Below are 17,285 nucleotides of genomic sequence, written 5' to 3' on the forward strand. Positions count from 1 at the left end.
CGCAGGACCCAAAAGATCTAGGAGACCCGGCGGACGACGTAGGCCGAACCCTCGTCCGCCGGCTCCTCGCCCACGTACTCCTGCCCGCGCATCTCGCACCACGCCGGAATGTCCAGCCGCGCCGCCTCGTCGTCGGACAGGACGCGCACCGTGCCGCCGACCGGCACGTCCCCGAAGACCTTGGCCAGCTCGATCACCGGGATCGGGCAGCGCCTGCCGAGGGCGTCCACGACCAGCGCGTCCTCCCGCACGGCGGCCGGTGCCGCCGCGGCCGGCGCCCCGAGCTTCTCCCGCACCCCCGCCACCGCGCCCGGCAGGACGGCCAGGAACCGCTCGACCTCCTCCTCCGGCGTCCCGGACGGCAGCGACACCCGCACATTGCCCTCGCTCAGCACGCCCATCGCGTTCAGGACGTGGCTCGGCGTCAGCGTGCTGCTCGTGCAGGACGAACCGGAGGAGACGGAGAAGCCCTCGCGGTCCAGTTCGTGCAGCAATGTCTCCCCGTCGACATAGAGACAGGAGAAGGTGACGACGCCCGGCAGCCGGCGGACCGGATCGCCCACGACCTCCACGTCCGGCACCAGCCGCGGCACCCGCGCCCGGATCCGCTCCGTCAACTCCCGCAGCCGTACCGCCTCCTCGGCCGCCTCCGCCCGTACCGCCCGCAGCGCGGCCGCCGCCGCGACGATCGCCGGGATGTTCTCGAACCCGGCCGCCCGGCCCGACTCCCGCTCGTCCACCGGCCCGCGCGGCGCGAACCGCACCCCCTTGCGCACGACGAGCAGCCCGGTCCCGGACGGCCCGCCCCACTTGTGGGCGCTCGCCGTCAGCAGCGACCAGTCGCCGCCGACCGGGCCCCAGGCCAGCGACTGCGCCGCGTCCACCAGCAGCGGGACGCCCGCCGCCCGGCACACCGAGGCCACCTCGGCGACCGGCTGCTCGGTGCCCACCTCGTGGTTGGCCGACTGGAGGCAGGCCAGCGCGGTGTCCTCCCGCAGCGCCGCCTCGTACGAGCCCACGGCCACCCGGCCCTGCCGGTCGACCGGCACCCGCGTGACCGACCCGCCGTCCGCCTCGTGCGCCTCGGCGGAGTGGAGCACCGAAGAGTGTTCGACCTCTGACACGATCAGGTGGCGTCCGACCCGGCGGCGACCCGCCAGCGCCCCCGCGATCCCGCTGTGCACGGCCCGCGTCCCGGACGAGGTGAACGTCAGCTCGTCGGCCCGGCAGCCCACCGCCTCCGCGGCCGCCTCCCGGGACGCGTCCAGCAGCAACCGGGCCCGGCGGCCCTCGCGGTGGAGGCGAGCGGGGTCGGCCCACCCCTCGTCGAGGGCGGCCAGCAGCGCCTGCCGGGCGACGGGATGAAGGGGAGCACTGGAAGCAGCGTCGAAGTAGGCCACATGCCAACGCTAAGCGCTGCCGGGGACATCCAGTCACGACAAAGGGTGCATACGCCCCTCATCGGGCGCCCCGAAGCCCCCTCACAAACCGGTCCACGCAGGGGTATCCCACCCCTTCGGAGCGACCCGCCGCGCGTATGGCACCCTCCCCGCGACCCGCCGGAAGGCGTCCAGTAGGGTTTGGTCCGCATAAACATCCAAACCCCTGCCCGACGCAGGGCCGCGACCGACCAGCGAGAAGGCCGCAGCCGAACAGCGCGGGCGAGACTCTCGGGAAGGCGCTACGTGAGTCCCAACGGCTCCGACCGCTCGCCGCGGCGCCCGATGCGGCGGAAGCTGCTGCAGGCACTGACTGCGGGCCTGGTCCTGGCGACCGCGACCGGTTGCACATACAAGGACTTTCCCCGGCTGGGTATGCCCACCCCGACCACGGAGGAGGCTCCCCGGATCCTCTCGCTGTGGCAGGGGTCCTGGGCGGCCGCGCTCGCCGTCGGCTGCCTGGTGTGGGGTCTGATCCTGTGGAGTGCTTTCTTCCACCGGCGCAGCCGCACCAAGGTGGAGGTTCCTCCGCAGACCCGGTACAACATGCCCATCGAGGCGCTGTACACGGTGGTCCCCCTTGTCATCGTCTCGGTGCTCTTCTACTTCACGGCCCGTGACGAGTCCAAGCTCCTGGACCTCTCCAAGAAGCCGGACGTCACGGTGAACGTCGTCGGCTACCAGTGGAGCTGGGCCTTCAACTACATCGAGCCCGTCGCCGGTTCGTCGGGCGACGCGAAGACCGACAAGAACCTGAAGGCGATTCCGGACCGGTTCAAGACGGACTTCCCGGCGAACGCCGGCGGTGTCTACGACTACGGCATCCCGGGGACGCGGAACCCGCAGAACGGCAACCCCGGCCCCACCATGTGGCTGCCCAAGGGCAAGACCGTCCGCTTCATCCTCACCTCGCGGGACGTCATCCACTCGTTCTGGGTGCTGCCGTTCCTGATGAAGCAGGACGTCATCCCCGGCCACACCAACTCCTTCCAGGTGACCCCCACCATGGAGGGCACCTTCCGGGGCAAGTGCGCCGAGCTGTGCGGCCAGGACCACTCCCGGATGCTGTTCAACGTGAAGGTCGTCTCGCCCGAGCGCTATGAGCAGCACCTCAAGGACCTCGCCAAGAAGGGGCAGACCGGTTACGTTCCCGCAGGCATCGCGCAGACGAGCCACGAGAAGAACCGGGAGACGAACAAGCTGTGAGCATCCTCAACGAACCTCAGGGTGCCGCGGCAGCTGAGGACTCTTACGAGAGCGAGCTGCCGGTCCGGCGCAGGCAACCGGGCAATCTCGCGGTGAAGTGGCTGACGACCACCGACCACAAGACGATCGGAACGCTGTACCTGGCGACGTCGTTCGCGTTCTTCTGCATCGGCGGCGTGATGGCGCTCCTCATGCGCGCCGAGCTGGCCCGTCCGGGTCTGCAGATCATGTCGAACGAGCAGTTCAACCAGGCGTTCACGATGCACGGCACGATCATGCTGCTGATGTTCGCGACGCCGCTGTTCGCGGGCTTCACGAACTGGATCATGCCGCTGCAGATCGGCGCCCCGGACGTGGCCTTCCCGCGGCTGAACATGTTCGCCTACTGGCTCTACCTGTTCGGCTCGCTGATCGCGGTGGGCGGTTTCCTCACCCCGCAGGGTGCCGCCGACTTCGGCTGGTTCGGCTACACCCCGCTGTCGGACGCGGTGCACTCGCCGGGTCTCGGCGGTGACCTGTGGATCATGGGTCTGGCCCTGTCCGGCTTCGGCACCATCCTCGGCTCGGTCAACTTCATCACCACGATCATCTGCATGCGCGCGCCCGGCATGACCATGTTCCGCATGCCGATCTTCGTCTGGAACGTGCTGCTGACCGCCGTGCTGGTCCTGCTGGCCTTCCCGGTCCTGGCGGCGGCGCTGCTCGCGCTGGAGGCGGACCGCAAGTTCGGCGCCCAGATCTTCGAGGCGTCCAACGGCGGTGCGCTGCTGTGGCAGCACCTGTTCTGGTTCTTCGGGCACCCCGAGGTGTACATCATCGCGCTGCCGTTCTTCGGCATCGTCAGTGAGATCATCCCGGTCTTCTCCCGCAAGCCGATGTTCGGCTACATGGGCCTGATCGGCGCGACCATCGCCATCGCCGGTCTGTCGGTGACGGTGTGGGCGCACCACATGTACGTCACGGGTGGCGTGCTGCTGCCGTTCTTCTCGTTCATGACCTTCCTGATCGCGGTCCCGACCGGTGTGAAGTTCTTCAACTGGGTCGGCACCATGTGGAAGGGAAGTCTCTCCTTCGAGACACCGATGCTGTGGGCGACCGGCTTCCTGATCACCTTCGTCTTCGGTGGTCTGACCGGTGTGATCCTGGCCGCGCCGCCGCTGGACTTCCACATCTCGGACTCGTACTTCGTGGTGGCGCACTTCCACTACGTCGTCTTCGGCACCGTGGTGTTCGCGATGTTCGCCGGATTCCACTTCTGGTGGCCGAAGTTCACCGGCAAGATGCTCGACGAGCGGCTGGGCAAGATCACCTTCTGGCTGCTGTTCATCGGCTTCCACGGCACCTTCCTGATCCAGCACTGGCTGGGCGTGGAGGGCATGCCGCGCCGGTACGCCGACTACCTGGCGGCCGACGGCTTCACCGCGCTGAACACGGTGTCGACGATCTTCTCGTTCGTGCTCGGCCTGTCCGTCCTGCCGTTCTTCTACAACGTCTGGAAGACCGCCAAGTACGGCAAGCCGGTCGGCGTCGACGACCCGTGGGGCTACGGCCGCTCCCTGGAGTGGGCGACCTCCTGCCCGCCGCCGCGGCACAACTTCCTCACCCTGCCGCGGATCCGCAGCGAATCCCCGGCGTTCGACCTGCACCACCCCGAGATCGCCGCGCTCGACCAGCTCGAGAACGCCGGTCACGGCGACACCGGGAAGGCAGCCCTCGCTGGCGGCAAGGAGGCCGGCAAGTGAAGATCCAGGGCAAGATGTTCATGTGGCTGAGCGTCTTCCTGCTCATCACCGCCATCGTCTACGGCGTGTGGTCGAAGGAAGCGGTCGGCGCGACGGCGCTCTTCATGGCCTTCGGCCTGTCCATCATGATCGGCTTCTACCTGGGCTTCACGGCCCGGCGGGTCGACGTGGGCGCCCAGGACAACAAGGAGGCGGATGTCGCCGACGACGCCGGCGAGCTGGGCTTCTTCAGCCCGCACAGCTGGCAGCCGCTCGGCCTCGGCATCGGCGGCGCGCTGGCCTTCCTCGGCATCGCGGTCGGCTGGTGGCTCGTCTACTTCGCGGCACCCATCATCATGATCTCCGTTTGGGGCTGGGTCTTCGAGTACTACCGCGGCGAGAACCGCACCCAGTGACCCTCGCGGGACACCGCTGAACACCAGGGAGTCCGGACTCTCCACCTGGAGAGCCCGGACTCCCTCTTTTGGCCCACAGATTCCCTCGGACGGGTGATCCACCGCGCCGGAGGTGACGAAGCTCCCTAGCGTGAGGGCCATGACCACCACTGTGATTTCCCGTGGAGCGGGAGCCGCCCTGCTGGTCGCCGCCCTCGGCGCGAGTGCCACCGCCTGCGGATCGGACGGCAACCCGCTGGCCGCCCACCCGTACGACGCGGCGGACCAGATCTCCTTCAGCGGCCCCAAGGACGCCGGGAAGAAGGCGGACCCGGACAAGCCCCTGGAAGTCACCGCTCAGGGCGCGGACGGGCGGATCACGGACGTCACGGCCATGGACGCCGCGGGGCGCCGCGTCTCCGGCGAACTGGCCGCCGACGGAAGCCGCTGGCACAGCACCTCACCGCTCGCCGCCGGCACCCACTACACGGTCCGGGTGAGCACCGAGGACGAAGCCGGAAAACCCGGCCGCAAGGTGCTCATGTTCGACACGGACAAGCCCGAGGGCCAGCAGCGCCTGAACGTCACGTTCGGCCCGGAGGCGGGCACCTACGGCGTCGGGCAGCCCATCACGGCCGAACTCGACCAGCCCGTCAAGGACAAGGCCCAGCGGGCCATCGTGGAGCGCGGTCTCAGGGTCGACTCCAAGCCCTCCGTGCAGGGCTCCTGGTACTGGGTCAGCGACAAGGAGCTCCACTACCGCCCGCAGGACTACTGGCCCGCCAACGCCACCGTCGAGGCGCACAGCAACCTGGAGAACATCAAGATCAGCGACCGGTTGCGGGGCGGCGCGGCCAAGTCGCTGAAGATCACCACGGGTGACCGGATCGTCGCGCTCACGGACGCCGCCAAGCACCTGATGACGGTCTACCGGAACGACGAGAAGATCAAGGAGATCCCCATCACCACCGGCAAGCCCGGCTTCGCCACCCGCAACGGCATCAAGGTCGTCCTCGCCAAGCAGTACTTCGTACGGATGAAGAGCTCCACCGTCGGCATCGCCGAGGGCTCCAAGGACTCGTACGACCTGCCCGTGTACTACGCCACCCGTGTCACCTGGAGCGGCGAGTACGTCCACGCCGCCCCGTGGTCCGTCGGCTCGCAGGGCGCGGCCAACGTCAGCCACGGCTGCACCGGCATGAGCACCCCCAACGCCTCCTGGTTCTTCAACACCATCCACGAGGGCGACCTGGTCCAGGTGGTCAACTCGGTCGGCGGGGACATGGAGCTGTTCGACAACGGTTTCGGCGACTGGAACATGCCCTGGCAGAAGTGGCTCCAGGGCAGCGCCACCGCCTCCGACGGGGGCGGGCTCGGGGCGCAGAACAAGCCGCGGCTGAGCCCGCAGAGCGTGTGAGACGGGGTCGCAGAGCGTGTGAGACGCGGCGAGGGGCGCAGGGCGGCCCGTGGTCGCGCAGGGCACGGGCCGTGGGCCCGCCCGGCCTCGCCCCAGGGGCTCAGACGCCGCTCAGCGCCTTCTTGCGCAGCAGGGACGCCAGCGCGGCCGCGAACTCCACCGGCTCCACCGGGAGGGTGACCGCCGCGTCCGCCCGGCTCCACGTGGCCAGCCACGCGTCCTGCGGCCGTCCGATGAGCAGCAGCACCGGAGGGCAGTTGAAGACCTCGTCCTTGATCTGCCGGCACATGCCCATGCCGCCCATGGGCACGGCCTCGCCGTCCAGGACACAGACGTCGATGCCGCCCCGGTCCAGCTCCTTGAGGACCGCGGCGGGCGTGGCGCACTCCAGGAACTCCACCACGGGGGCGTCCGGAGCCGGCCGCCGGCCGCAGGCCAGCCGCGCCTGCTCCCGGGTGTTGGCGTCGTCGCTGTAGACCAGCACCGTGGCGGTCGCCTGCATTGTTCCTCCGCGTCGTTGGTCGGGGAGAACCCCGTCGGGAACTGTCGGGAACTTCCGGGTACCGATGGCGCGGATGCTACCCCCTTCAACCCCTGGTAGACAGCGTTTGGAACAGCCCTTCGACGGGCCGTATGGGCACAGCACACCCCCGGGACACTCCGAACGGCACCCCCCGGGGTGAGGGCGGGATAAGCGACCGACATAATGTCGGCGTGGCGACAGCAACGACAGTAGAAACCGGGCACGCGCACCCGTCGGTCAACCGACCGAACCTCACCAGCGTCGGAACCATCATCTGGCTGAGTTCCGAGCTGATGTTCTTCGCGGCCCTCTTCGCGATGTACTTCACCCTGCGATCGGTGACGGGTCCGGCGCACTGGAAGGAGATGGCGGGCGCTCTCAACGTCCCCTTCTCGTCGGTGAACACCACGATCCTGGTGCTCTCCTCGCTCACCTGCCAGCTCGGCGTGTTCGCCGCCGAGCGCGGTGACGTGAAGAAGCTCCGGGGCTGGTTCATCGTCACCTTCATCATGGGTGCGATCTTCATCGGCGGTCAGATCTTCGAGTACACCGAGCTGGTGAAGAAGGACGGCATCTCGCTGTCCTCCGACCCGTACGGCTCGGTGTTCTACCTGACCACCGGCTTCCACGGGCTGCACGTGACGGGCGGTCTCATCGCCTTCCTGCTGGTCCTCGGCCGTACCTACGCGGCCCGGAGGTTCACCCACGAGCAGGCGACCGCGGCCATCGTCGTGTCCTACTACTGGCACTTCGTCGATGTCGTCTGGATCGGACTCTTCGCCACGATCTACCTGATCAAGTAGCCGACGAACCGATCCAAGTCCGCAAAGCATCGACGCAGAAGATCCTGACACCGGGGTAATCCGTGAAAAAGCTCTCCGCACGACGACGCCATCCGCTGGCGGCGGTCGTCGTCCTACTCTTCGCGCTGGCGGCCACTGGGGGGCTGTACACCGCGTTCGCGCCCGCGAGCAAGGCGAAGGCCGAGGACACCGCCCAGTCCCTCACCATCGAGGAGGGCAGGAAGCTCTATCTGGTCGGCTGCGCAAGCTGCCACGGCACCGGTGGGCAGGGCACCACTGACGGTCCCACCCTGGTGGGCGTGGGCGCCGCGGCGGTCGACTTCCAGGTGGGCACCGGCCGTATGCCGGCCCAGCAGCCGGGCGCGCAGATCCCGCGCAAGAAGGTCATCTACAACCAGGCCGAGATCGACCAGCTCGCCGCGTACATCGCGTCCCTGGGCGCCGGCCCCAACGTGCCGATGGCCAACCAGTACAGCCCCGAGGGCGCGGACGCCGCCAAGGGCGGTGAGCTGTTCCGCACCAACTGCGCCCAGTGCCACAACTTCACCGGCAAGGGCGGTGCGCTGACGCACGGCAAGTACGCCCCGAACCTCACGGGTGTGAGCAACAAGCACATCTACGAGGCCATGCAGACCGGCCCGCAGAACATGCCTTCCTTCCCCGACACGCTGCTGCCGGAGAAGAACAAGAAGGACATCATCGCGTACCTCGACGCGGTCAACGGTGACGAGACCACGACCCCGGGCGGTATGGACCTGGGTGGCCTCGGACCGGTCACCGAGGGTCTGTTCGCCTGGATCTTCGGGCTGGGTGCCCTTGTCGCGGTCGCCGTCTGGGTCGCCGCTCGGACCGCAAAGGCCAAGAAGTCATGAGTAGCCAAGACATTCCTGAAGAGAACCTGCCCGCAGAGCAGGCAGCCCACGAGCACGGGCGCGGCGCGGTCTCCGTGGCGGACGAGCGGGCCCCGTTCGCCGACCCGGGACTGCCGCCCCACGAGCACCGCATCCAGGACATCGACGAGCGGGCCGCCAAGCGGTCAGAGCGCGCCGTCGCCCTGATGTTCACGGTGTCGATGCTGGCCACCATCGGCTTCATCGCCTCGTACGTGACGATCCCGCACGACAAGTCGATCTTCGTCTTCCCGCTCGGGCACATCAACGCGCTGAACTTCGCGCTCGGCCTGACGCTGGGCGTGGCGCTGTTCGCGATCGGCGCGGGCGCGGTCCACTGGGCCCGCACCCTGATGTCCGACGTCGAGGTCGCCGACGAGCGTCACCCGATCGAGGCGTCCCCCGAGGTCCGTGCGAAGGTCCACGCGGACTTCAAGCAGGGCGCCAAGGAGTCGGCGATCGGCCGTCGCAAGCTGATCCGCAACACGATGCTCGGCGCGCTCACGCTGGTGCCGCTGTCCGGCGTCATGCTGCTGCGCGACCTGGGCCCGCTGCCCGGGACCAGCCTGCGCCACACGCTGTGGGCCAAGGGCAAGCGCCTCGTCAACATGAACACCAACCTTCCGCTGCGTCCCGAGGACGTCTCGGTCGGCTCGCTCACCTTCGCGATGCCCGGCGGTCTCAAGGAGACGGACGAGGACTTCGCCAACGAGATCGCCAAGGCGGCCCTGATGATCATCCGGCTCGAGCCGGGCGACATCAAGGACAAGCGCGAACTCGACTGGGGACACGAGGGCATCGTCGCCTTCTCGAAGATCTGCACCCACGTGGGCTGCCCGATCTCCCTGTACGAGCAGCAGACGCACCACGCCCTGTGCCCGTGCCACCAGTCCACCTTCGACCTCTCCGACGGTGCCCGAGTGATCTTCGGCCCCGCCGGCCACGCTCTGCCGCAGCTGCGCATCGGCGTGGACAGCGAGGGTTACCTCCAGGCGCTCGGCGACTTCGAGGAGCCCGTCGGTCCTGCATTCTGGGAGCGCGGATGAGTACATCAGCAGCCAACACGAATCCGTCCGCCGCCGGCGCGGCGGGCCGCTCTCGCGGGAAGGCACCGGCCGGCGAGCGGATCGCCGACTGGGCCGACGGCCGGCTGGGGATCTACTCCCTGGCCAAGGCCAACATGCGCAAGATCTTCCCCGACCACTGGTCGTTCATGTTGGGCGAAGTCTGCCTGTACAGCTTCATCATCATCATCCTCACGGGTGTGTACCTGACGCTGTTCTTCCACCCCTCGATGAACGAGGTGGTGTACAACGGCTCGTACGTCCCGCTGCAGGGTCAGCTGGTGTCCGAGGCGTTCAACTCGACCATGCACATCTCCTTCGAGGTGCGCGGTGGTCTGCTCATCCGGCAGATCCACCACTGGGCCGCGTTGATCTTCCTCGCCGGCATGTTCGTGCACATGATGCGCGTGTTCTTCACCGGCGCGTTCCGCAAGCCGCGTGAGATCAACTGGCTGTTCGGCTTCCTGCTGTTCGCCCTGGGCATGTTCACCGGTTTCACCGGTTACTCGCTCCCGGACGACCTGCTCTCCGGCACCGGTGTCCGCTTCACCGAGGGCGCGATCCTGTCCATGCCGATCGTCGGCACGTACATCTCGTACTTCCTCTTCGGCGGCGAGTTCCCCGGCCACGACTTCGTGGCGCGGTTCTACTCGATCCACATCCTGCTGCTGCCCGGCATCATGCTGGGCCTGGTGGTCGCCCACCTGATCCTGGTCTTCTACCACAAGCACACGCAGTTCGCGGGTCCCGGCAAGAGCAACAAGAACGTCGTGGGCATGCCGCTGCTGCCGGTGTACATGGCCAAGGCCGGCGGCTTCTTCTTCCTGGTCTTCGGTGTCCTCGCGGTCATCGCGGCGATCGTGGAGATCAACGCGATCTGGGTGATCGGCCCGTACCGTCCGGACCAGGTGTCCACCGGCGCCCAGCCCGACTGGTACATGGGCTTCGCCGAGGGTCTGGTCCGCTTCATGCCGGGCTGGGAGGTCAACTTCTGGGGCCACACGCTCGTCCTGGGCGTGTTCATCCCGCTGGTCCTCTTCGGCCTGGTGCTGGCCGCGCTGGCGGTCTACCCGTTCATCGAGTCGTGGATCACCGGCGACAAGCGCGAGCACCACATCCTGGACCGCCCGCGCAACGCCCCGACGCGTACCGCGTTCGGTGTCGCCTGGATCACGATGTACATGATCACGCTGGTCGGCGGCGGCAACGACCTGTGGGCCACGCACTTCCACCTGTCGATCAACGCGGTCACCTGGTTCGTCCGGATCGGCTTCTTCGTCGGACCGGTCATCGCGTTCGTCGCCACCAAGCGGATCTGCCTCGGCCTCCAGCGCCGCGACAAGGACAAGGTGCTGCACGGCCGCGAGACCGGCATCATCAAGCGCCTGCCGCACGGTGAGTTCATCGAGGTGCACGAGCCGCTGAGCCAGGAGCAGCTCTTCACGCTCACGGCGCACGACCAGTACGAGCCGGCCGAGATCGGTCCGGCGGTCGACGAGAACGGTGTCGAACGCAAGATCAAGGGCTCGCAGAAGCTCCGCGCCAAGCTCAGCAACGCGTACTACGGCGAGGACAACCAGATCCCGAAGCCGACCGTCGAGGAGTACAGGGAGATCACGAGCGGCCACGGCCACCACTGATCACTGACCGCTGAGCGTCGCCACGCCACGGTCGAAGGGCCCCGTCCGATCCCCGGACGGGGCCCTTCGCGGTGTCCGGGGCTGGATAGGGTGGACCTGTTCGAGACTCGCGTCCCCGCAGTGCGGGACACCGACCCAGGAGCGGCATATGAACGCTGTGACCCCCGCTGGAGGCGACACCGCGGCGGGCCGCTCCTGGCCCGCCCTGCTGAACGGCCTGCTGGAGGGCCGGAACCTCACCGCCGACGAGACCGCCTGGGCGATGGACCTGATCATGCGCGGCGAGGCGACCGACGCGCAGATCGCCGGGTTCGTGGTGGCCCTGCGGGCCAAGGGCGAGACGGTGGAGGAGATCACCGGCCTGGTCCGCACCATGTACGAGCACGCCAATGTGATCGAGGTGCCCGGCGCGACCGTCGACATCGTCGGCACCGGCGGCGACGGCGCGAAGACCGTGAACATCTCCACCATGTCCTCGATCGTCGTGGCAGGCACCGGCGCCAGTGTCGTCAAGCACGGCAACCGGGCCGCGTCCTCCGCCTCCGGGGCCTCGGACGTGCTGGGAAAGCTCGGCGTCAATCTGGAGCTGACGCCGCGGCGGGTGGCCGAGGTGGCGCAGGAGGCGGGCATCACCTTCTGCTTCGCGGTCAAGTTCCATCCGGCGCTGCGCCACGTGGGCGCCGCCCGCGGCCAGTTGGCCATCCGCACGGTGTTCAACGTGCTCGGCCCGCTGACCAACCCGGCCAGGGTGCGGGCACAGGCCGTCGGGGTCGCGGATCCGCGCATGGCACCGGTCGTCGCCGGCGTCTTCGCCGAACGCGGCCACTCCTCCCTGGTCTTCCGGGGCGACGACGGCCTCGACGAGCTCACCACGACCGCCACCTCACGGGTCTGGATCGTCCGGGACGGGGAGGTGACCCAGGAGCGCTTCGACCCGCGGGACGTCGGCATCGAGCTGGTGCCCGTGGAGGCGCTGCGGGGCGGGGACGCCTCGTACAACGCCGAGGTGGCCCGGCGCCTGCTGGACGGTGAGGAGGGGCCCGTACGGGACGCCGTCCTACTGAACTCCGCGGCGGCGCTGGTGGCGCTGCAGCCGGGGTCGGGCACCCTCGCCGAGCAGATCCGGGCGGGCATGGACCGCGCGGCGGAGTCGATCGACTCCGGGTCCGCCAAGCGCACGCTGGAGCGCTGGGTGGCCGCCAGCAACGCCTGATAGCCGCGTTTTCCCTCGCAGGGCGCAGTCCACGATCCGGACTGCGCCTTGCGCGTGGAAGACCGTGTGGCAGGATGCTGAACCAGGTCATGAGTGACAGCCATGTGGCCCCGGCCGGCTGTCCGGCAACCCTCCGTCCGTGGCGGGGTGCCCCGGGTGAGGACCAGGTCGTAGGCAGCGAGGCCTACGGCAAGCGCGGACCCCTCGCAGCACCAGGGGTCCTGGTCGTACGAGGGAGCCTTCCGTGAGCAAGCGAATGCGTTAGGGCGTAGAGCCCCGCCTCCGCACCCCCCTTTTCACCTTCTCCGCGCTTGAGCCGTGTCCGCTCGCGTGGCGATGCCGCCTGCTTCCACGGGAGTTCACCCATGTCCGTGTCCACGTCCGTGTCCGCCGTTCCCGCCGACCAGCCCGTTCGCCGTGACATCCCGGAGCCGCTGCCCGTCCTGGGCCGCGACGTCACCGTCCCCCTCGTCACCGGCGGGGAGGTCACCTACGCGGCGCTCGACTACGCGGCCAGCGCGCCCGCCCTCCAGCGGGTCTGGGACGACGTCGCCGCGTACGCGCCGTACTACGGCAGCGTCCACCGCGGCGCCGGCTACCTCTCCCAGCTCTCCACCGACCTGTTCGAGAACGCCCGCGGGACGGTCGCGGAGTTCCTGGACTGCCGTGCGGAGGACCAGGTGGTGTTCACCCGGTCCACCACCGACTCCCTCAACCTGCTCGCCCGCGCGCTGCCCGCGGACTGCCAGGTCTTCGTCTTCGAGACCGAGCACCACGCCTCGCTGCTGCCGTGGCGGGACGCGCGGGTGACGTACCTCGACGCCCCGCGCACCCCGGATCACGCGGTGGCGACCCTGGAGCGGGCCCTCGCCGACCGCTTCCCCCACGGCCCGGCCCTGGTGTGCGTCACCGGCGCCTCCAACGTCACCGGCGAGCTGTGGCCCGTACGGGAACTGGCCGCCGCCGCCCACGCGCACGGCGCCCGGATCGTCCTGGACGCCGCCCAGCTCGCCCCGCACCACCCGGTGTCCGTCCGCGACCTCGACGTCGACTGGGTCGCCTTCTCCGGCCACAAGCTGTACGCGCCCTTCGGCTCCGGTGTGCTCGCCGGCCGTGCCGACTGGCTGCGCGAGGCCGAGCCGTACCTCGCGGGCGGCGGCGCGAGCCGTACGGTGGCGCGGCGCGCCGACGGGTCCGTGGACGTGCGCTGGCACGAGTCGCCCGCCCGCCACGAGGCCGGCTCCCCGAACGTCATCGGCGCCTACGCCGTCGCCTCGGCCTGCGCGGCGCTGACCGAGGCCGGATTCGACGAGCTCGTCGCGCGTGAGCGGCACCTGATCCGCAAGGTGCGGGCCGGTCTGGCCGAGGTGCCCGAGGTCAGGGTCCTGTCCCTGTTCGGCGACGACGCCCCGCGGGTCGGCGTCGTCTCCTTCGTCGTGGCGGGCTGGAACAGCTCCCACTTCGCCGCCGCCCTCTCCGCCGAGTACGGCATCGGCGTACGCGACGGCCTCTTCTGCGCCCACCCCCTGGTCCGCACCCTGCTGGGCGGCGATCCGCAGAGCCAGGGCGAGTGCGGCGCGCCCGAGGCCGCCCCGGGCGAGAAGTCCCTCAACGCCATCAGGGTGAGCTTCGGCGCGGGCACGCCCGACGAGCACGTGGACCGCTTCGTGGCCGCGGTGCGGGAACTGGTCCGCGAGGGCGCGAAGTGGACGTACCGCACGGAGGACGGCCGCTGCGTCCCCGCGGTGTGATCCGCCCGCCCAGGAGCCCCGGGCGGTGAGGAGCCCGGGGCGGTCGGACGTCCGGAGCCGCCGGGCGTCCGTGGTGGTCCGGCGCCTGTGGTGGTCCGGCGTTCGCGCTGGTCAGGAGTCCAGCCCGATGGCGAACGCCGCCTCCAGGTCGTGCTGCGAGTACGTGCGGAAGGCCACGTGCGTGTCCGTCCCCTCGACGCCCGGGATCTTGCTGATCCGCCCCGGGATGACCTCCGCGAGGTCCTCGTGCTGCCGCACCCGGACCATGGCGATCAGGTCGTACGTGCCGGTGACGGAGAAGACCTCGCTGACCGAGTCCAGTGAGGCGATCTGCTCGGCGATCTCGGGAATCCGGTCCACGCTGGTCTTGATGAGGACGATCGCGGTGATCACGGCTGGTTCTCTCCCTCGGGGGCCGGAGCAGGGGCGGGCTTCACTCTAGCCCTCCCGTCTCCCGCCACCACCCTTCCAAGGCCGCGCTACGCGCCCTCTGATCTGGCCGGACCAGGGCCACGCGCAGGCGAAGCCCAGGGCGAAGCCCACCACATGGGCCAGGTAGGCGACCTGCGGTCCCTCGGCGGCGCGTCCCGCGGCCAGCCACTGGAGTGCCGCCCAGAAGGGCAGGACCACCCACGCGGGAAAACGCAGCGGCAGGAAGAACAGGAACGGGAAGAGACTGGTCACCCGGGCGCTGGGGAACAGAAGGAGAAACGCCCCGAGGACCGCCGAGATCGCGCCCGAGGCTCCCACCAGGCTCTGCCCGGAGGCGGCGTTGGCGGCCGCGTAGCCCACCAGGGCCAGGTAGCCGCAGCCGACGTAGAACAGCGTGAACCGGACGCGGCCCATGCGCTCCTCGGTCATCGCCCCGAAGACGTGGAGGAAGAGCATGTTGCCGAGCAGGTGCACCCAGCTGCCGTGCACGAACAGGGCCGTCGCGGGAGTGAGGGCGGCCCGCGGTGAGCCGGTGAACAAGTCGGCGGGGACCACGCCCCACCGCCGGAAGTAGGCCCGCTGGGCGAGCAGCAGCGCGTCCCCGGTGCCGTAGGAGGGATTGAGACCCGAGGCCGGGCCGGTCACGAAGATCAGACAGCACAGGACGATCAGGGCGCACGTCACCGGCGCCTGCATGCTCCGTACCGCCCTGGCCGCCTCGATCGTCCGGGCGGCCACCGTGTACCTGTTGCCGATCATGTGCACAGAGCATGGCGTAACGGGACGCAACCGCACAGACCGCCTCGCCGCCGTGGATGGACCGGCGCCGAGTCCCCGCCAGGCCGTAGGGTTACGTGCCACACGCCCAGGGAAACTGGCGCGTCACGGACCACAGAAGGAAGCGAACAGTCACGATGACGGTTCCCCTGCCGACCGCCACGACGCGGTGGCGCTGCACCCTGTGCGGCAATCTCACCCGTTTCGACGTGACCCGCTCGTCGAAGGTCGTCGAGTACGTGCACCTGGACCTGGCCGGAGAGCCGCAGGTCGAGGAGCGCGAGGTGGTCAGTGAGACGATCGAGTCGGTGCGCTGCCGCTGGTGCAACGCCGTGGACCAGGTGGAACTCGTGGACAGGCCGGGCGCCGGCTCCTGAGTGGAACGGGCCCTCACGGGCGACCCCCGCGGGAGGCCGCGGGGTATCGAGGCATTGAGGCATTGGGGTGACGGATGGCGGAGACACAAGGCGGGGGGCCGGGCGACGGCGCCGCCGAGGTGCTCGACCGTCCCCTGCCCGACGGAGTGCGCCGCCGGGTCGTCCAGATCGTCTCCGACTCCTTCGGGGCACTGACGTTCGGGGAACTGCCCGCGCAGCTGCGGCAGTACGCCCGGTTCACGCCCAGCCGCCGGGCGAAGTTCGCCGGCAACGCGATGGCGGCCGCGCTCGAGACCGATCCGCTGTTCCGCCAGCGCGTCGGCGACAAGTTCAAGGAGGCCCAGCCGGAGCTGTCGGCCGCCCTCGACTCCGGCTCGCCGCCCCCGGCCGCGGACCCGCTCGACGTGGCGGCCGCGGCCTACGTGCTGCGACCGCCGGGCTGGGTGAAGCTGGTCGCCGCCGCGGGCGAGGAGGCCCAGCGGGCGGACGCCGAGCGTGCCGACGAGGAGAGCCGGGCCGAACTGGAACGGCTGCGCGCCGAGCTGGCGGCGGCCCGTGAGCAGAACCGGGCCGACACCGAGCGGCTGCGGGCCGAGCTGGACGCCGCCCGGAGGGAGGCCGAGTCGCTGCACCGCAGGCTGCGGGCCGCGCACAGCGACGTCAAGCGTGGTGAGGCCGCGCTGCGCAAGGCGCGGGGCGAGCTGGAGGCCGCCCGGGCCGAGGGGCAGGCGCAGGTGTCGGCCGCCGAGAGCGAGACCCGCCGGCTCAAGGCGCGCCTGGGGGAGGCGGAGGCCGCGCTGGAGGCCGCCCGCCGGGCGGCCCGCGAGGGGCGCAGCGTGGAGGACATGCGGGTGCGGCTGCTGCTGGACACCGTCCTCGACGCGGCCCAGGGGCTGCGCCGGGAGCTGGCGCTGCCGCCGGTGTCGGTGCGCCCGGCGGAGACCGTGGACGCGGTGGAGCCGGGCCGGATGACCCCCAAGGACATCGCCGCCCGCGCGCTGTCCGAGCACGACCCGGCGATTCTCGACCAGTTGCTCGCGCTGCCGCAGGCGCATCTGGTCGTCGACGGCTACAACGTCACCAAGACCGGCTATCCGCAGATGCCGCTGGAGAAGCAGCGGCTGAGGCTGCTGGGGCAGCTCTCGCAGCTCGCCGCGCAGACCGGCGCCGAGGTCACCTGTGTCTTCGACGGGGCCGAGCTGGTCGCGCCGGTGCTTCTCGCGCCGCCGCGCGGCGTGCGGGTGCTGTTCTCCAAGCCGGGGGTCACGGCGGACGAGCTGATCCGTCAGCTGGTGCGGGCCGAGCCGCCCGGCCGGCCGGTGATCGTCGCCTCGACCGACCGCGAGGTCGCCGACGGGGTCGCGAAGGCGGGGGCGCGGCCGGTGGCCTCGGTGGTGCTCCTGAAGCGGCTCTCGCGCGGCTGAAAACGGACGTAGGGTCGCGAAAAGCCTTAAGCGCAACATACGGGCCGCATTCCCGAATTGGTCGGAAGCGTCACGCGACGCAGGGTCAAGTGGTCCTCACTGCTGGTGAGTTATGGGCAAAGAATGCAGCGGGTGGTGGGATTTTCCGCCGCAGGATTTGAATTCATCACGATGAGGTCACTAGGGTCGAACTCGAACCTCCGAGCGGGTGAT

The 17,285-nt window shown here is 69.7% G+C and carries 15 protein-coding genes, 1 pseudogene and 1 riboswitch; of the genes and pseudogenes, 12 read left to right on the forward strand and 4 right to left on the reverse strand.

Going from position 1 to position 17,285, the window contains the following annotated elements; genetic code table 11:
• Positions 1–17: 17 nt before the first annotated feature.
• Entirely contained in the window at positions 18–1,400 is a 1,383-nt protein-coding gene (locus ACIOWN_RS02055) for a cysteine desulfurase/sulfurtransferase TusA family protein (RefSeq protein WP_401979826.1), read from the reverse strand.
• A 285-nt stretch (positions 1,401–1,685) separates the two neighbouring features.
• Here ACIOWN_RS02055 and coxB point away from each other — a divergent pair, with 285 nt between their 5' ends.
• From coxB to ACIOWN_RS02075, 4 genes are all read left to right on the forward strand, one after another.
• Positions 1,686–2,645 (forward strand): cytochrome c oxidase subunit II, encoded by a 960-nt coding sequence (gene coxB, locus ACIOWN_RS02060; RefSeq protein ID WP_362349197.1) that lies wholly within the window; start codon positions 1,686–1,688, stop codon positions 2,643–2,645.
• Positions 2,642–4,387 (forward strand): cytochrome c oxidase subunit I, encoded by a 1,746-nt coding sequence (gene ctaD, locus ACIOWN_RS02065; RefSeq protein WP_362349199.1) that lies wholly within the window; start codon positions 2,642–2,644, stop codon positions 4,385–4,387. Before coxB ends, ctaD begins: the two co-directional genes overlap by 4 nt.
• Positions 4,384–4,782: a cytochrome c oxidase subunit 4 gene (locus ACIOWN_RS02070; protein WP_362349201.1), complete on the forward strand. Its 399-nt coding sequence runs from the start codon at positions 4,384–4,386 to the stop codon at positions 4,780–4,782. The genes ctaD and ACIOWN_RS02070 overlap by 4 nt, the downstream gene beginning before the upstream one ends.
• A gap of 139 nt (positions 4,783–4,921) precedes the next feature.
• Positions 4,922–6,178: an Ig-like domain-containing protein gene (locus tag ACIOWN_RS02075; RefSeq protein WP_362349203.1), complete on the forward strand. Its 1,257-nt coding sequence runs from the start codon at positions 4,922–4,924 to the stop codon at positions 6,176–6,178.
• A gap of 100 nt (positions 6,179–6,278) precedes the next feature.
• On the opposite strand, the gene ACIOWN_RS02080 is transcribed toward ACIOWN_RS02075, so the two are convergent.
• Positions 6,279–6,680, reverse strand: a complete 402-nt coding sequence (locus tag ACIOWN_RS02080) for a hypothetical protein (protein WP_401979831.1) — start codon at positions 6,678–6,680, stop codon at positions 6,279–6,281.
• 212 nt (positions 6,681–6,892) lie between these two features.
• Between ACIOWN_RS02080 and ACIOWN_RS02085 the strand changes: the two genes are divergently transcribed.
• The 6 genes from ACIOWN_RS02085 to ACIOWN_RS02110 all read left to right on the forward strand — a co-directional run bounded on the left by ACIOWN_RS02085 (position 6,893) and on the right by ACIOWN_RS02110 (position 14,062).
• Complete coding sequence (locus ACIOWN_RS02085; protein WP_100572299.1) at positions 6,893–7,504, forward strand: heme-copper oxidase subunit III; 612 nt, start codon at positions 6,893–6,895, stop codon at positions 7,502–7,504.
• Between the two features lie 62 nt (positions 7,505–7,566).
• Positions 7,567–8,376, forward strand: a complete 810-nt coding sequence (locus ACIOWN_RS02090; protein WP_401979833.1) for a c-type cytochrome — start codon at positions 7,567–7,569, stop codon at positions 8,374–8,376.
• The gene (locus ACIOWN_RS02095; protein ID WP_398144340.1) at positions 8,373–9,440 is read left to right on the forward strand and encodes a Rieske 2Fe-2S domain-containing protein; all 1,068 of its coding nucleotides are present in this window, start codon (positions 8,373–8,375) and stop codon (positions 9,438–9,440) included. The genes ACIOWN_RS02090 and ACIOWN_RS02095 overlap by 4 nt, the downstream gene beginning before the upstream one ends.
• Positions 9,437–11,098: a cytochrome bc complex cytochrome b subunit gene (locus tag ACIOWN_RS02100; protein ID WP_362349211.1), complete on the forward strand. Its 1,662-nt coding sequence runs from the start codon at positions 9,437–9,439 to the stop codon at positions 11,096–11,098. Before ACIOWN_RS02095 ends, ACIOWN_RS02100 begins: the two co-directional genes overlap by 4 nt.
• 148 nt (positions 11,099–11,246) lie before the next feature.
• A complete protein-coding gene (gene trpD / locus ACIOWN_RS02105) occupies positions 11,247–12,311 on the forward strand; it encodes an anthranilate phosphoribosyltransferase (protein ID WP_362349213.1) in 1,065 nt (354 codons plus the stop codon).
• 85 nt (positions 12,312–12,396) lie between these two features.
• Positions 12,397–12,513: riboswitch (SAM riboswitch) on the forward strand.
• 163 nt (positions 12,514–12,676) lie between these two features.
• Positions 12,677–14,062 (forward strand): aminotransferase class V-fold PLP-dependent enzyme, encoded by a 1,386-nt coding sequence (locus ACIOWN_RS02110; protein WP_401979836.1) that lies wholly within the window; start codon positions 12,677–12,679, stop codon positions 14,060–14,062.
• 111 nt (positions 14,063–14,173) lie between these two features.
• Here ACIOWN_RS02110 and ACIOWN_RS02115 read toward each other — a convergent pair whose 3' ends face one another.
• Together ACIOWN_RS02115 and ACIOWN_RS02120 are read right to left on the reverse strand one after the other, a co-directional pair.
• Complete coding sequence (locus ACIOWN_RS02115) at positions 14,174–14,455, reverse strand: Lrp/AsnC family transcriptional regulator (RefSeq protein WP_100572304.1); 282 nt, start codon at positions 14,453–14,455, stop codon at positions 14,174–14,176.
• A pseudogene (locus tag ACIOWN_RS02120) lies at positions 14,452–15,253 on the reverse strand (rhomboid family intramembrane serine protease). The gene ACIOWN_RS02115 and the pseudogene ACIOWN_RS02120 overlap by 4 nt, the downstream one beginning before the upstream one ends.
• A gap of 155 nt (positions 15,254–15,408) precedes the next feature.
• Between ACIOWN_RS02120 and ACIOWN_RS02125 the strand changes: the two are divergent.
• Positions 15,409–15,648 (forward strand): hypothetical protein, encoded by a 240-nt coding sequence (locus ACIOWN_RS02125; protein ID WP_100572306.1) that lies wholly within the window; start codon positions 15,409–15,411, stop codon positions 15,646–15,648.
• A 74-nt stretch (positions 15,649–15,722) separates the two neighbouring features.
• Positions 15,723–17,072 (forward strand): NYN domain-containing protein, encoded by a 1,350-nt coding sequence (locus ACIOWN_RS02130; RefSeq protein WP_362349217.1) that lies wholly within the window; start codon positions 15,723–15,725, stop codon positions 17,070–17,072.
• Positions 17,073–17,285: the final 213 nt, after the last annotated feature.

This window comes from Streptomyces sp. NPDC087787 (assembly GCF_044743035.1).
Classification (GTDB): Bacteria; Actinomycetota; Actinomycetes; order Streptomycetales; family Streptomycetaceae; genus Streptomyces.